The organism is Kribbella sp. NPDC048915, from assembly GCF_040649595.1.
Classification (GTDB): Bacteria; Actinomycetota; Actinomycetes; order Propionibacteriales; family Kribbellaceae; genus Kribbella.
Genome location: NZ_JBEZFT010000092.1, coordinates 14,736 through 29,766, shown reverse-complemented (window position 1 = coordinate 29,766; position 15,031 = coordinate 14,736). Strand labels below are relative to the sequence as shown.

Annotated in this window: 12 protein-coding genes; 5 read left to right on the top strand and 7 right to left on the bottom strand. The window is 69.6% G+C overall.

All coding sequences use genetic code 11. The features are described from left to right. The first annotated feature begins 1,024 nt into the window (after nt 1-1,024). Nucleotides 1,025-1,585: a GrpB family protein gene (locus tag AB0B82_RS30830; protein ID WP_360176441.1), complete on the top strand. Its 561-nt coding sequence runs from the start codon at nt 1,025-1,027 to the stop codon at nt 1,583-1,585. A gap of 31 nt (nt 1,586-1,616) precedes the next feature. On the opposite strand, the gene AB0B82_RS30825 is transcribed toward AB0B82_RS30830, so the two are convergent. Further along, a complete protein-coding gene (locus AB0B82_RS30825; RefSeq protein ID WP_360176438.1) occupies nt 1,617-1,811 on the bottom strand; it encodes a DUF3046 domain-containing protein in 195 nt (64 codons plus the stop codon). Beyond that, a complete protein-coding gene (locus AB0B82_RS30820) occupies nt 1,808-3,013 on the bottom strand; it encodes a hypothetical protein (RefSeq protein ID WP_360176447.1) in 1,206 nt (401 codons plus the stop codon). Before AB0B82_RS30820 ends, AB0B82_RS30825 begins: the two co-directional genes overlap by 4 nt. A 136-nt stretch (nt 3,014-3,149) precedes the next feature. On the opposite strand from AB0B82_RS30820, the gene AB0B82_RS30815 reads away from it, so the two are divergent. The 3 genes from AB0B82_RS30815 (at nt 3,150) to AB0B82_RS30805 (ending at nt 9,152) form a co-directional block, all read left to right on the top strand. Then, nucleotides 3,150-7,784, top strand: a complete 4,635-nt coding sequence (locus AB0B82_RS30815; RefSeq protein WP_360176435.1) for an ATP-dependent helicase — start codon at nt 3,150-3,152, stop codon at nt 7,782-7,784. 1 nt (nt 7,785) lies between these two features. Beyond that, nucleotides 7,786-8,571 carry a DNA-formamidopyrimidine glycosylase family protein gene (locus tag AB0B82_RS30810; RefSeq protein ID WP_360176432.1) on the top strand — a complete coding sequence of 262 codons (786 nt, stop codon included), beginning with the start codon at nt 7,786-7,788 and terminating at the stop codon, nt 8,569-8,571. A gap of 119 nt (nt 8,572-8,690) precedes the next feature. Beyond that, nucleotides 8,691-9,152, top strand: a complete 462-nt coding sequence (locus tag AB0B82_RS30805) for a DUF4262 domain-containing protein (RefSeq protein WP_360176429.1) — start codon at nt 8,691-8,693, stop codon at nt 9,150-9,152. A gap of 8 nt (nt 9,153-9,160) precedes the next feature. On the opposite strand, the gene AB0B82_RS30800 is transcribed toward AB0B82_RS30805, so the two are convergent. After that, nucleotides 9,161-9,451: a helix-turn-helix transcriptional regulator gene (locus AB0B82_RS30800; RefSeq protein ID WP_360176426.1), complete on the bottom strand. Its 291-nt coding sequence runs from the start codon at nt 9,449-9,451 to the stop codon at nt 9,161-9,163. A 163-nt stretch (nt 9,452-9,614) separates the two neighbouring features. Further along, entirely contained in the window at nt 9,615-10,073 is a 459-nt protein-coding gene (locus AB0B82_RS30795) for a CinA family protein (RefSeq protein WP_360176444.1), read from the bottom strand. Between the two features lie 173 nt (nt 10,074-10,246). On the opposite strand from AB0B82_RS30795, the gene AB0B82_RS30790 reads away from it, so the two are divergent. Continuing rightward, the gene (locus tag AB0B82_RS30790) at nt 10,247-11,515 is read left to right on the top strand and encodes a DUF2332 domain-containing protein (protein ID WP_360176423.1); all 1,269 of its coding nucleotides are present in this window, start codon (nt 10,247-10,249) and stop codon (nt 11,513-11,515) included. A gap of 158 nt (nt 11,516-11,673) precedes the next feature. Here AB0B82_RS30790 and pgsA read toward each other — a convergent pair whose 3' ends face one another. The 3 genes from pgsA to AB0B82_RS30775 form a co-directional block, all read right to left on the bottom strand. Next, nucleotides 11,674-12,297 carry a CDP-diacylglycerol--glycerol-3-phosphate 3-phosphatidyltransferase gene (pgsA, locus tag AB0B82_RS30785; protein WP_360176420.1) on the bottom strand — a complete coding sequence of 208 codons (624 nt, stop codon included), beginning with the start codon at nt 12,295-12,297 and terminating at the stop codon, nt 11,674-11,676. Next, nucleotides 12,294-14,102 carry a MiaB/RimO family radical SAM methylthiotransferase gene (locus tag AB0B82_RS30780; protein ID WP_360176417.1) on the bottom strand — a complete coding sequence of 603 codons (1,809 nt, stop codon included), beginning with the start codon at nt 14,100-14,102 and terminating at the stop codon, nt 12,294-12,296. The genes pgsA and AB0B82_RS30780 overlap by 4 nt, the downstream gene beginning before the upstream one ends. Nucleotides 14,103-14,190: 88 nt before the next feature. After that, entirely contained in the window at nt 14,191-14,955 is a 765-nt protein-coding gene (locus tag AB0B82_RS30775) for a RodZ domain-containing protein (RefSeq protein ID WP_360176414.1), read from the bottom strand. Nucleotides 14,956-15,031 lie beyond the last annotated feature (76 nt).

The window sequence follows — 15,031 nt, the reverse complement described above, 5'->3', positions numbered from 1 at the left end:
ACCCACGGTGTTGTGGGTTCCTGACCCGTGTGAAGGGTACGGAACCCACAACACGATGGGTGAACCCACCTTGCGGCGGAAACCCGGAAGCCCCTACGACCACACCACGCCACCGCGCCACCGCGCCACCGCTGCCACGCCATCACCCCACGCCTTACCACCACCCCACGCCACGCCACGCCGTACCAGCGCCCCGCCGCGCCATCACCCCACGCCACGCCGTACCAGCACACCACCACCCCACGCCACCACGCCACGGCACGGCAGCACGTCGCACCGTCACCGCGTGCCGAACACCGCCGACCAGATCACCGCTGACGAGACCGCCGGTCCGCGGCACGGCACGCGAGTGGATAACCCCGCGTGTTGGGGTTCTTCGTCGGTATGAGAGCAGAGAACCCCAACTCGCGGGGTTATCCGTTCGTATGAGGTTGGCTGCGCCGGCTGGCGTGCGGGCCGGAAGATGTTGGCTTGAACAGGTTGTGGTGGGTGTGAAGTGGTTATTGCTTGTTCAAGGCCCCGGGATCGGGTGCACGGCCCCGGGATCGGGTGCACGGCCCCGGGATCGGGTGCACGGCCCCGGGATCGGGTGCAAGGTCCCCGGGCGGGTGTGGGAGGTCCCGGGCGGGTGTACGCGATCCCAGGACGGGTGCACGGTCCCAGGACGGGTGCACGAACCCAGGACGGATGCACGAACCCAGGACGGATGCACGAACCCAGGACGGATGCACGAACCCAGGACGGGTGCAAACCCAGGACGGGGTGCACGGACCCGGGTCAGGGTGCACCGACAGGATGCACGGACCCGGATGGGTGTTCATGATCCCGGATAGATGTTCGCGGGTCTGGATGGATGTGCGCGGTCCCGGTAGGGCTCAAGGGCGGCTGAGGGGACGCGCGCGGCCGCACAGCCCGGCCGCACAGCCCGGCCGCCGACTCGGTCACCCAGAACCACCCACGGATCAGTCACGAGAGCCACTTATTTCCCTGGCCGCTCGACGTCGCGGGCTGCAATGATCGGCGCATGAACCAGATCGCCATCGTGCGACCCGACGAGACCTGGCCCGCGCAGTACGAGAAGACCGCCCACGCCATCAGCGGACAGCTCGGCGAGCTGGTCCAGCGGATCGACCACATCGGTTCCACCTCGGTGCCGGGGCTGCCGGCCAAGGACGTCCTCGACATCCAGGTCACGGTGGCTTCGGAGCCCGAGCTGGACGACGTGGCGGAGCGGATGGTCGCAGCAGGCTGGGAGCTGCGCCCGCCGCGCCGCGACCACCCCGTACCAGGTCTGCCGGCTGACGACCTCCAGTGGGTGAAGCGCATGCTGGTCGAGCCGATGTACCGGCGGCGGGTCAACCTGCATGTCCGCGTGGCCGGACGAGCCAACCAGCGGTACGCGCTGCTGTTCCGCGACTATTTGCGCAACCATCCGGAGACGGCGCGGGCGTACGGCGCGTTCAAGCAACACGCGGCCGCACTCCAACTGGAAGCCGGCGACTACACGGAACTGAAGGACCCGGTGTGCGATCTCATCTATCTGCCGGCCGAGGAGTGGGCGGGGCGCACCGGTTGGACCGGCTGACGAGCGACCGGTCCCGTCGGCAGCCGGTGGATCAGCGCTCGCTGGGCGGAAGGTTCAGATGCGCCCACACCGCGCGCCACACGACCTTGGCGGCCTCACCGTCGTCCAGGGCCTCGACGACCGTACGGCCGCCGAGCTCCTGAACCACCTGGGTCTCCGCCCAGGTACGTGCATACGCGGGCCCGAGATGCTGATCCATCCGGGCCCAGAACTCCGTCAGTCTCATGCCTGCCCGTCGTCGTCCTTCGGCGGCGGTCCCCACCCGCCCTGCTGCGGCGGCTGCTGACCGTAGGGCGAACCCTGCTGCGGCCCACCGGGCTGCTGACCCTGACCAGGCTGCTGGCCCCAACCACCGGGAGCCTGCTGCTGCGGCGGCTGGCCGCCCCATTGGCCCTGTCCCTGCTGAGGCTGCCCAGGGTACTGCTGCGGACCAGGCTGGCCCGGTTGCCCTCCGTACGGCTGATTCGGCCCCGGGTGGCCCTGTCCCGGGTGGCCCTGTCCCGGCTGGCCCTGTCCCGGCTGTCCCGGCCCAGGCTGGCCCTGTCCCGGCTGGCCCGGGTACTGCGCGGGCGGACCACCGTACTGACCAGGCTGACCTTGCGGACCGCCGTACGGACCGGGCTGCCCCGGCTGACCGCCGTACTGACCAGGCTGGCCAGGCTGACCCGGGTACTGCGGCCCCTGCTGGCCGTACTGCTGCCCGTATTGCTGTCCGTACCCAGGCTGCCCCGCGTACTGACCAGGCTGGCCCGGGTACTGCCCCGGGAACGGCTGTCCGTACCCCTGCTGCCCCTTCGCCTTCCGGCTGCGGAGGACGAAGAACGCGGCCGCACCGATCGCCAGCAGCACCAGCACAATGATCAAGGCCAGGGCCCACGCCGGGAATCCACCGCCGGCCTCGGAGGTCAGCGAGATCTTCCCGAGCTTTTCGACACTGTCGTACGTCGCGGTCCGGCCGCTGATCTGTGCGCCGTCGTCGTGCTCGAGGATCTTGCCCGGCATGGTGATCTTGAAGTTCACCTCGGGCTGACCGCCGGACGGCATGTTCTCCCCCAGGTCGTCGGCGTTGACCTGGACCTTGACCTTGTCGCCCTCCTTGCTGAAGCTCACTCCGTCACCGCTGGAGCCGCCCATCTCGGAGAACGGGACGTCCTTGAACGTGCACGTCGAGCCGACGTACTTGTCGTCTTCGTACTTCTGACACTCCACCCCGTCGGTGGCCGTCGACTTGATGCCGCGCTCGATCTGCTCACGGATCTTGTCCAGGGATTGGCCGCTGTTCTGCAACAGCTGCTTGTCCACGCCGAGCTTCATGTTGCCCGACACCGTCTCGCTCGACCCGACCGTGAGGTCGGCGTCGAACTTGACGCACCCCGTCAGCCCGACCAGACAGGCCGCGACCACGAGAGCTGCACGCACGCGGTTCATCATGGCGCCGATCATTCCAGACGCCGGGGACAACCTCCGCATCGGACGGAAAGCGCCTGCTCACAATGGGCGACGGTGCGCCTGCGCAGGCGGTTCGGGAGGCGGCTCGTGAAAACTGTCGGCGGCACCCGGCAAGATGGTCGACGTGAAGAAAGGCAGCGCGTTGAGCCGATTCTCGCCCGCGACCCGGGCGTGGTTCGGCGACGTCTTCGAGGCGGCCACCCCGGCCCAACTCGAGGCGTGGGACGCCATTACCGCTGGCCGGGACGCGTTGGTGGTCGCCCCGACCGGCTCCGGCAAGACGCTGGCTGCCTTCCTTTGGGCGCTGGATCGGCTGGCCACCACGCCGCCGCCCGAGGACCCAAAGTTGCGCTGCCGGGTGCTGTACGTGTCACCGCTGAAGGCTCTCGCCGTCGACGTCGAGCGAAACTTGCGGGCTCCGCTGATCGGCATCCGGGAGACGGCTCGCCGGCTCGGTGAGGCGCCGATCGACGTCGAGGTCGCGGTGCGGTCGGGCGACACGCCGGCGGCCGACCGGCGTCGGTTCGCCTCCAAACCCTCCGATGTCCTCATCACGACACCCGAGTCGCTGTTCCTGCTGCTGACCTCGCAGGGCCGGGAGGCGCTGCGGGGAGTCGAGACAGTCATCGTCGACGAGGTGCACGCGGTGGCCGGGACGAAGCGCGGCGCGCACCTCGCGCTGACGCTCGAGCGGCTCGACGGGCTGCTTCCGAAGCCTGCGCAGCGTATCGGTCTGTCCGCGACGGTGCGGCCGGTGGAGGAGGTCGCGCGGTTCCTCGGCGGTGAGCGGCCGGTGACCGTTGTGCAGCCGAAGTACGCCAAAGAGTGGGATCTGAGCGTCGTCGTCCCGGTCGAGGACATGGCCGAGCTGGCCGCGACCGAGGTGGAGACATCCGGTTCCGCGGCCGGTCCGCCGCAGCATGCCTCGATCTGGCCGCACGTCGAGGAGCAAGTCTTCGACCTCATCACCCGGCACAGCTCGACCATTGTCTTCGCGAACTCGCGCCGTCTCGCCGAGCGCCTGACCGCCAGGTTGAACGAGATCGCCGCCGAGCGCGCCGAGCAGGAGCTGCCGGAGTTGGGCTCGCCGGCGCAGGTGATGGCGCAGTCCGGTGGTTCGCTCGCCGCGCCACCGCTGATCGCGCGGGCCCACCACGGCTCGGTGAGCAAGGAGCAGCGGGCGCTGATCGAGGCGGATTTGAAGTCGGGTCGCCTGCCGTGTGTGGTGGCGACGAGCAGCCTCGAGCTGGGTATCGACATGGGCGCGGTGGATCTGGTCATCCAGGTCGAGGCGCCGCCGTCCGTCGCCAGCGGGCTGCAGCGTGTCGGCCGTGCCGGTCACCAGGTCGGTGCGGTGTCGCGCGGCGTCCTGTTCCCGAAGTTCCGCGGCGATCTGATCGACACGGCCGTCGTCGTGCAGCGGATGCGCGAAGGTCTGATCGAGAGTCTGCACATCCCGGCGAACCCGCTCGACGTGCTCGCGCAGCAGATCGTGTCGATCGTTGCCCTTGAGCCCATTCACACCGACGATCTCTTCGCGTTGGTACGCCGGTGCGCGCCGTTCGCGACACTGCCGAGGTCGGCGTACGACGGTGTGCTCGACATGCTGTCCGGCCGCTATCCGTCCGACGAGTTCGCGGAGTTGCGGCCGCGGATCGTGTTCGACCGGGTGAGCGGTGAGATCTCCGGCCGGCCCGGCGCCCAGCGGCTCGCGGTGACGAGCGGCGGGACGATCCCCGATCGCGGTCTGTTCGGCGTCTTCCTGGTCGGCGAGTCGACGAATCATCGCGTGGGCGAGCTCGACGAGGAGATGGTGTACGAGTCGCGCGTCGGCGACGTCTTCACCCTCGGCGCGTCGAGTTGGCGGATCGAAGACATCACGCACGATCGCGTGCTCGTCTCCCCCGCCCCCGGTCAACCTGGCCGGCTGCCGTTCTGGAAAGGCGACGCGGTGGGTCGCCCCGCGGAGCTGGGTGCCGCGACCGGTGCGTTCGTCCGCAAGATGGCGTCCTTGCCGGCCGGCAAGGCGATCGAGCGTGCCCGGACCGCGGGCCTGGACGAGTACGCCGCCAACAACCTTGTCTCCTACCTCGCCGAGCAGCGCGCGGCCACCAGCCGAGTGCCGGACGATGTGACGATCGTGGTCGAGCGGTTCCGCGACGAGCTCGGCGACTGGCGGGTGTGCGTGCATTCGCCGTACGGCGGTCAGGTGCACGGGCCGTGGGCGCTGGCAATCGCGGCACGCCTGCGGGATCGCTACGGCATGGACGCGCAGTCGGTCTCGGGCGACGACGGGATCGTGCTGCGTCTGCCGGAGACCGACGAGGCGCCGCCGGGCGCTGACCTGGTCCTGTTCGATCCCGCGGACATCGAGGATCTGGTGACCAACGAGGTCGGCGGATCGGCGCTGTTCGCCGCCCGGTTCCGTGAGTGCGCGGCGCGGGCGTTGCTGCTTCCGCGGCGCAACCCCGGACGGCGTTCACCGCTGTGGCAGCAGCGACAGCGCGCGTCGCAGTTGTTGAGCGTGGCAAGCAAGTTCGGTTCGTTCCCGATCGTGCTCGAGACCCTGCGCGAGGTTCTGCAGGACGTCTACGACTTACCGGCGTTGAAGGAGCTGCTGACCGGGATCACCGAGCGGCGCATCAACATCGTCGAGGTCGAGACACCGGAAGCATCACCGTTCGCCAAGTCGCTGCTGTTCGGCTACGTGGGCGCGTTCATGTACGAGGGCGACAGCCCGCTCGCCGAGAAGCGCGCCGCCGCGCTGGCGCTCGACCAGAGCCTGCTGGCGGAGCTGCTCGGGCGGACCGAGCTGCGTGAGCTCCTCGACGCGGAAGTCGTCCTGCGGACCGAGGCGGAGCTGCAGCGCCTGGCGGACGATCGTCGCGCGCGCGATGCCGAAGGGTTGTTCGACGTACTGCGGATCGTCGGGCCGTTGTCGTTGTCGGAGGCAACGCAGCGCTGCGTCGACGGTGCGGATGCGGAGACGTGGCTGACCTCGCTGGCGGCTGCGCGACGCGTGGTCCGCGTGCGGATCGCCGGCGAGCACAGATGGGCTGTCGTCGAGGATGTGGCGCGATTGCGCGACGCGCTCGGCGTGCCGCTGCCGCCAGGTGTTGCGGAGGCGCACGCGGAGCCGGTCGCCGATCCGCTCGGCGATCTGGTGTCGCGGTATGCGCGAACGCACGGCCCGTTCCGCGCGATCGATCTCGCAACGCACCTGGGGATCGGTGTCGCGGTGGTCACGGACGCTTTACGGCGGCTGAGTGCTGCCGGTCGTGTCGTCGAGGGTGAGTTCCTGCCCGGTGGTGTCGCGCTCGAGTGGTGTGACAGTGAGGTGCTGCGGCTACTGCGGCGGCGTTCACTGGCGGCGCTGCGCAAGGAGGTCGAGCCGGTCGATCCGTCGGCGCTGGCGCGCTTCCTGCCGGCGTGGCAAGGCATCACCAGCAGTCGCGGGCGCGGGTACGACGTACTGCTCGGGGCGGTCGAGCAACTCGCAGGTTGCGCGGTGCCGGCGTCGGCGCTCGAGTCGATCGTGCTGCCGTCGCGCGTGCCCGGGTACCAGCCGTCTATGCTGGACGAGCTGACGGCGACCGGTGAAGTGGTGTGGGCAGGGTCGGGTTCGCTGCCGGGGACCGACGGGTGGGTCTCATTGCATCTCGCCGATACCTGCGATCTGACGCTGCCGGACCCGGATCCGTCCTTTGATCTCGGTGAGACCCATGAGGCTGTGCTCGAGGCGTTGTCGGGAGGCGGCGCGTTCTTCTTCCGCCAACTGAGCGACGCGGTCGGGTCCCGAGCCGGTGTGGTCGACGACGAGACGCTGGTCGGCGTGCTGTGGGATCTCGTCTGGGCGGGGCACCTGACGAACGACACGCTCACACCGGTCCGGTCGCTCGTCGGCGGCGGGCGCGGCAGTCATCGGGCGCGTCGCGCGACACCGCGTGCGCGCCCCGGCCGGCCGGTTCGCCCTGGGCGTCCGGCGATGCCCGCTCGCAGTGGGCCGCCGACCGCGGGCGGTCGTTGGTCGCTGCTTCCGGAGCGCAGCTCGGATGCGACTCGCCGTGCGCATGCCGCGGCTGAGGCGCTGCTGGATCGCTACGGCATCGTGACGCGGGGTTCGGTGATCACGGAACGGACGCCTGGCGGGTTCGCGGCGATCTACAAGGTTCTGAGTGCGTTCGAGGAGTCCGGCCGGTGCCGGCGCGGGTACTTCGTCGCGGGGCTCGGTGCTGCGCAGTTCGCGCTGCCAGGAGCTGTCGATCGGTTGCGGGCGCTCGCCGAGCTGCCGGGTTCGCCTGAGCCCGACGGTCCTTTCGGTCCGCCTGGGCGATTCGGTCCTTCGCGGGGTGGTGCCGGCCGAAAGGGCGAGGAGTTGACCGCGCGCGCCGTCGTACTGGCCGCGTCGGACCCGGCCAACCCGTACGGCGCCGCGCTCCCCTGGCCGGAACGCGACAACGCGGGCGGCCATCGTCCAGGGAGGAAGGCCGGCGCCCTGGTGGTGATGGTCGACGGGCAGCTGATCGTGTACGTCGAGCGCGGCGGCCGGACCGTGCTGAGTTTCACCGAGGACCCAGATCTGCTGCAGCCGGCCGTCGACGCGCTGGCGTTGTCGATCCGGGACGGGCAGCTCGGCAAGCTCAGTGTCGAGAAGGCCGACGGCGAGCAGGTCCGGCACACCGCGTTCGGCGACGCGCTGGCCAAGGCCGGCTTCCACGCGACACCGCGCGGTCTACGGCTGCGGGCCTGACATGCCCGAGGGCGACACCGTCTGGAGAGCCTGCAAGCGGCTGAACCAGGCCCTTGCGGGGCAGCAGCTCGTTCGCACGGACTTCCGCGTGCCGTCGCTCGCCACCACAGATCTGAGCCGTCGGGAGCTGATCGAGGTGGTTGCGCGCGGCAAGCACATTCTGATGCGCATCTCCGGCGGTCTGACGCTGCACAGCCACTTCCGGATGGAGGGCAGCTGGCATCTGTACCGCCCCGGTGAACGCCGGCGTGGCGGTCCCGCCCATGAGATCCGCGCAGTCTTGGAGACCGAGCCGTGGACAGCGGTGGGATATCGCCTGCCCGTGCTCGAGCTGGTCGCCACCGATCAGGAGAAATCGGTCGTCGGCCATCTCGGGCCGGATCTGCTGTCCCCGACGTTCGACCGGGCGACCGCAATCTCGAACCTCGAGTCGGCCCCGGACCGAACCGTCGCCGAGGCGCTGCTGGATCAGCGCAACCTGGCCGGAATCGGCAACTTCTACAAGACCGAGGTCTGCTTTCTGCTCGGTCTGCATCCGCGGCGCCCGGTCGCGAGCGTCGACATACCGGCCGCAGTGGACCTGAGCCGCAAGCTGATGAAGGCCAACGTCCGGCACGCCGCCCAGGTCAGCACCGGCATCGACCGGCCCGGCCAGCGCTCATGGGTGTTCGAGCGGGCCGGCAAACCCTGCCGACGCTGCGGTACGACGATTCGCAGCGAGATGCTGGGCGAGCCGACGAAGGAGCGCGTCACCTACTGGTGCCCGAGGTGCCAGCCTGAGGCCTGAGCGACCGCACCGAATCAGCGGATCGCGAGAACTGTCCTGTGGACAACTGCTCCGGAGCAGCCGAACACGGATACCTTCTCTGCCGAATCGAACACCTGTTCGAGCGAGAGGAGACGGTGATGTGCGACCAGTGCGGCGGCCTGACTGACGAGCAGTACGCGCGACAGATCGAGCGGAACATCCAGACCTACGGCTGGACGATGCAGTTCGTCGAAGGCGACGGCGCGCGGAACCCTGCCTTCGGGTACACGCTCGGCCTCAGTCTGTACGAACATCCCGAGATCATCGTGTTCGAGCCGGAGCCGTCGTTCGCGTACTTCGGGCTGAAGCCGCTCGCCTGGGCGGTGATGGACGGTTCGGTGTTCGACGAAGGAGACGATCTGTCGGGGTTCTTTCCGCCACCGCAGACCGCTCAGCTGCTGCGGTTCCCCGACTCGGCGACACATCTGTACACGGCCAACTCGCTGTTTCGCCAGCCAGGGCAGCCACCCCTTCCGGCGCTGCAGCTCGTCTGGCCGGCCCGGACAGCCCTGATCCAGCCACCCAGCGGCAGCTTCAGCCCGGACGGAGGTGCCCGATGAAGTCCAGGTCAGGCGGCGGAGGCGACGACCTCGGTCTCGATCGTGGGGTGCGCCAGCACCAGGGCCTCTTCGCGGGCCAGGTCTTCGCTCACTTCGGCGAACACGGCCGACAGCGGCACGTCCAGGGCCATACAGATCGCCGCGAGCAGCTCGCTCGAGGCTTCCTTCTGTCCACGCTCGACCTCGGACAGGTAGCCGAGGCTGACCCGTGCGTCGGCAGACACCTCGCGCAGAGTGCGCCCCTGGCGCAGCCGCTTACGCCGCAGCACGTCGCCCAGCAGGCCACGAACCAGCACCATGAGGTTTCTCCCTTCCGCCTGTCCGGCCGTCCCTACTCGAACGGTAGCTCGGCCGTAGGAACCAACGGTACCTGTTGCTGGGTCACTACTTCTTGCAATGTCCACCTTCGGTGCGCCGTGCCAGTCTGCCTTACCTGTCCCCATGCTGGTCCTAACACCCCGTTCAGTCGAGATCTTCCGTCAGAAGTTCTGCTCCGAGTTCGAGAACTGCCTGCACGCTGCCCTCACGGACAGCCGTCCGATCGCCCGTCAGTTGCAGTTTCCGTACCTGCACGGAGCTTGGTCCGGCAGCGGCGACGTACACCGTGCCCGCCTCGATGCCTGCCTGGGGATCCGGACCGGCCACACCGGTCGTCGCGAGCCCGTAATCGGCTCCCAGACGCTCCCGCACGCCCCGTGCCAAGGCGGCGGCCGCGTCCGGGTGCACCGGCCCCACAGCCGCCAGGATGTCGTCCGGCACGCCGGCGAGCGTCGCCTTCAGATCGGTCGCGTAGACGACCACGCCGCCGCGATACACCGCCGACACCCCCGGTACGTCCGTCAGAACCGCCCCGACCATCCCACCCGTCAACGACTCAGCGGTGGCCAGCGTCACGCGCCGTTCCATCAACAGCCCGACCAACCGCCGAACCGCCGCCTCAACTTCCGATCCCGCCACGTCCACCCTCCACTCGCCCACGGATACCACCCGACAACTCAACACCACCTCACCATCAAATCTTCTTGTACCCACCGAGGCGGCCAGGTGGGTTGATCACCGGGGTGGTGGCTCAGGGCGAGACTAAACTCGGGCGGATGGCGGGAGCGGGCGGTGGGAGAGCAGGGCGTGCTGGTCGCAAGAGGACTGTGGCGGACGTGTTCCGGCGCTTCGCGGAGGTTGACGGACCGAAGGTCTCCCCGGTGTACGCGCAGATCGCCAGTGCGTTGAGTGAGTCCTCCGAGGCTGTGCGAGTCATCGAGAGCGCGCCTGCCCGGAGTCGGCACCCGTCAGTCGTCCTGGCTGCTCTGCATTACCTGGCCCTTTCCGGCGAGGCGCCCGACCTGGCAGAAGCCCTGACCCGCGCCACCGCCTCCGCAACTAGCCCGCCGAGCAGCGCCCGCGCTGACTGGCCGACAGGCGCAGGCACAGCGGTCGCCGGCGCGCGGCACGGCACAGACGCCCGGGTCGGCACAGACGCGGAGGCCTGGGCTGACACGGGGGCCGGAACAGGCGCGGAGGCCGGGGCGGGTGTGGGAACCGGGGCGCGCGTGGGGGCTGCGGCTGTTGACGTGGTGCGGCGGGTGGGGGTTGAGGGACTTGCGGGCGTGGTGAGGCGGAGGGTGCTTGGGGATGAGGGCGGGCGGCATGCCCTTGTGTATCCGCTGGTGGCGGAGGTGGCGCGGCGGGTCGGAGCGGGTGCTGTTGGTTTGATCGATATGGGGCGGCCGGCTGGGTTGAACCTGGTGGTTGATCGGGTGGGGATCGCGTACGGGAACGGGCAGTCGCTGGGTGACTCGGATTCGGGGGTACAGGTCTCGGCGTCGGTGGTGGGTGACGGGCGGTTGCCGTCGGTGGCGATGCCGGAGGTGGCGGCGCGGGTTCTGGTTGCTGACGACCCGGTGGACTTGGGTGATCCGGACGAGATGCGATGGTTGCGGGCGTGTGTGCCACCGGATCAGGTGGAGCGTGCGGCTCGGCTCGAAGCGGAGTTGGCGTTGGCTCAGTCCGCTCCCCCGATGCTGGTGACCGACGGGATGGTGGACGGGCTCCCGGAGGCCATCGCGGCGGTGCCTGAGGACGTCCTGCCGGTGGTGATCACCACGTGGACGCTCTCGGGGCTGGATCTCGAGCAGCGGTTGCGGTTCCTGCAGCGGCTCGACGAGGCGGCTACGCGACGGCCTGTCACATGGTTGTCGGTCGAAGGTGTGGGGGTCGCGCCGGGCGTTCCGACGTTCGGGGATCGGAAAGCGTCCGGGCACAGCATCCTCGGCGTGGGTGTGTTCCAGCACGCGTCCTTCCACGCCGCCTCGGTCGGCCGCTGCTGGCTCCGCGGCGAAATGCTCGCCTGGCTGGCCGGTTCGTAGGCCCCTGACGCCTAGCCCACGGCACTCACGCCGGTGGCGGGCTCACCCACATCCACCCGACACACAGCCCACCGAGAAGCCACTGCACTCACGCAGACGGCCGGCACACTCACGCCTACTCCGGCACCTGCCCGGCGCTCACCCAGATGGGAGCGGGGTTATGGGAGGGGGCGTTTGGCGGCGGCTCTAAGCCGGAGGGCTCGGAAGAGGTAGTCGAGGCCGGTGACAAGGGTTACCAGGACCGCGGCGGACATGATGATGACGGCCGGCCAGTGGAGGAGAGGGTTGTCCTGCCACGGGAGCAAGTAGAGGCCTAGGGCGATCGCCTGGAGGACCGTCTTGAGTTTGCCGCCTCGACTCGCGGGCATGACGCCGTGGCGGATCACCCAGAACCGGAGGGCGGTGACGCCCCATTCGCGGACCAGGACGACGACGGTGACCCACCAGGGCAGTTCACCCAGGTAGGACAGAGCGATGAAGGCGGCGCCGGTGAGGGCCTTGTCGGCGATCGGGTCGGCGATCTTGCCGAAGTTCGTGACCAGGTTCCAGCGCCGGGCGATGTCGCCGTCGAAGCGGTCGGTGACGATGGCGACGACGAACGCCGCGGTGGCGAGCAGACGGTCGCCGGTGACGAAGCCGCCGTTGCGGAGCAGTAGCCAGACGAACAGCGGGACCAGGACCAGCCGCAGGACCGTGAGCGCGTTGGGTACGTTCCACGCGCTGGGCGCGTGGAGACGTCCGCCGGCAGCGCGCGGCGCCGGGTTGGTCGGGGAACCGGTCACGCGGTCAGGTTAACTGCCGGACGGCCGCTTGGGGCCTCCACGAGCGCCGCGAACTCGGCGATCAGGTCGACTCCGTCGCTCGCGACCACCTTCGCGGACACCAGATCACCCACCCGTACGTCGTTCGGGAGGCCGGTCAGCGTGGTGATCCCGTCCACCTCGGGACCCTGGTGCGCGGCGCGGCCTTCCGCGGAGCCGTCGGCCTCGTCCCGGTCGAGCGACTCGACGAGCACCTCGACCAGTTCGCCGATACGCGACTCGGCACGCGCGGAAGTCAGGTCCTCGGCGAGGCGGGTGACGCGGTCCAGGCGGGCGGCGATGGTGTCTTCGTCGAGTTTGCCGTCGTACGTCTCGGCCTCGGTGCCGTCCTCGTCGGAGTACCCGAAGACGCCGATCGCGTCGAGTCCGGCGCGGGACAGGAAGTCGCAGAGGATGTCGACGTCTTCCTCGGTCTCCCCCGGGAAGCCGACGATGACGTTGCTGCGAATGCCCGCGGTCGGGGCGGCGGCGCGGACCTGCGCGATCAGCTCGAGGAAGCGCTCGGAGTCGCCGAAGCGGCGCATGCGGCGCAGGAGCGGGCCGGAGGCGTGCTGGAAGGACAGGTCGAAGTACGGGACCACGCCGGGGGTGTCCGTCATCGCAGCGATCAGGGTCGGACGCATTTCTGCTGGTTGCAGGTACGAGACGCGGACGCGGGTGATGCCCTCGACCTGGGCGATCTCGCCGACCAGGGTCTCGAGCAGGCGGAGGTCGCCGAGGTCCTTGCCGTAGGAGGTCGAGTTCTCGGAGACCAGGAAGAGTTCGCGGACGCCGTTCTCGGCGAGCCACTCGGCCTCGCGGAGGACCTCGGCCGGGCGGCGGGACAGGAACGCGCCGCGGAACATCGGGATCGCGCAGAACGCGCACCGGCGGTCGCAGCCGGACGCGAGCTTGAGCGGGGCCATCGGGCCGCCGTCGAGGCGCCGGCGCATGACGCGAGGGCCGCTGGCCGGGGCGGTGGACAGGTCGGGCGCGTCGATCTTCAGCTCTTCCGGCGCGCCGGTGACGAAGCGGCCCTTCAGACCACCTGCGGACCCAGCGGGGGCCGCTCCGGTCGGCCGGAGCTGCTCGGGGATGTGGTCACCCAGCACAGTTCCTGCGGCGGCGGTAGGTGCGGGAGCGGTCCCCTCAGGCGCGTCAGCGGTCGCGGTGTCGGCGGGTGTGCTGGACAGCGCGCCAGGTGCGGCGTCGGCGGGTGCGGCCTCGGCGGGTGCGGCCTCGGCGGGCGTGGTGTTGGCTGATGCCGCTTTGGCTGATGCCGTGTTGGCCAATGCGTCGGACGCGGGGGCGACGGACGTGCCGTGGCCAGGTACTGGGACGTGGGCGGTCTGGCGGTCGGCTGGGGAGAGCGGGAGGAGTTTGCGCCGGTCTCGGGGGACGTGGGGTTGGTGCTTGGCGCCGCTGAGGATGCTGCGGAGGCGGTCGGAGATGTCGGTGTAGTCGTCGAAGCTCAGCACGGCGTCGGTTTCCGGGAGGGCTTCGGCGAGTTGTTCGCCGTACCGTTCGGCGAGGCAGCCGACCGCGACGACGGCCTGGGTGCGGCCGGATTCCTTGTAATCAGCGGCCGCGAGCAGCGTGTCGACGGAGTCCTTCTTGGCGGCTTCGACGAAGCCGCAGGTGTTCACCACCACCGTGTCCGCCTCGGCGGCGTCGTCGACGAGGCGGAAGCCGCCGGCTTCGAGCCGTCCGGCCAACTCCTCGGAGTCGACATCGTTGCGGGCACAGCCCAACGTGACCAGGGCGACGGTGGTGGGTTGCGTAGTCATCCCCACGAGTATGACGCGCCGGGCGTGTCCCCACCTAACCCAGGACCGAAGTCACAGCCGAACTCAGGGACCGCAGGGCCCAGGAACCTCAGGAACCGCTCGCTGTCTTGGTCAGCGTGCCGTTCGGGTGCGCGGTGAACCGGTAGAGCTTGGTCTGCAGCTGCTTGCCGTTCAGGACGACGACCAGATTGGCCGGGTTGCCGACCGTGACTCGGATGTCCCCGGAGCTCGTCACCGACTGCGCGATACCGGGCCCGAGGCGGCCCTGGAACAGCCGGCGGTTCTTCTTGTCGCGGACCGTCAGATAGGTGCCGTTGTTCTTCGCGGTCAGCGTCAGCCGGGTCCGCAGTACGGGCGGCTTGGTCGACGAGGGCTTCTTCGACGGCGTGCTGCTGGGCTGCGGCGTCGGCTTCGGAACGGGTGTGGTGACGGTCGCCGTGGCGGTCGCGGTCTTCGACGCGTTCGCCTCGATGTCGCTGGGCAGCGTGAACAGCCGCACCATCCCCCAGCCCATCAGGCTGACCAGGATCGCGCCGACCACGACGGCCCAGCGCGGGCGGGCCGGATGCAGGGTGGGCGCCTTGACTGCGGCGCGTTCCTCACGGCGGCTTTTTTCCTCTTCGACGCCGTGTTCGGCGTCGAAGGCGGCGAGCAGCGGAGCGGGATCGGCCTTGACCACGCGAGCGATCGCGCGAATATGCCCGCGGGCATAGAAGTTCCCGCCGCAGCGGGAGAAGTCGTCGGCCTCCATGGCGATCAGCAGCCCGGTCCTGATCCGGGTCGCGGCGCTCAGCTGCTCGATCGTCATGCCGGCCCGCTCGCGAGCCGCCGTGAGATCGGTGCCGATGCTCACGTCCCCACCATCCTCTCAGTTCGTCCGACCGGATTCGAGGCCGAGCCCCACGCCGACGGCCGAGCCGCAGACCCTT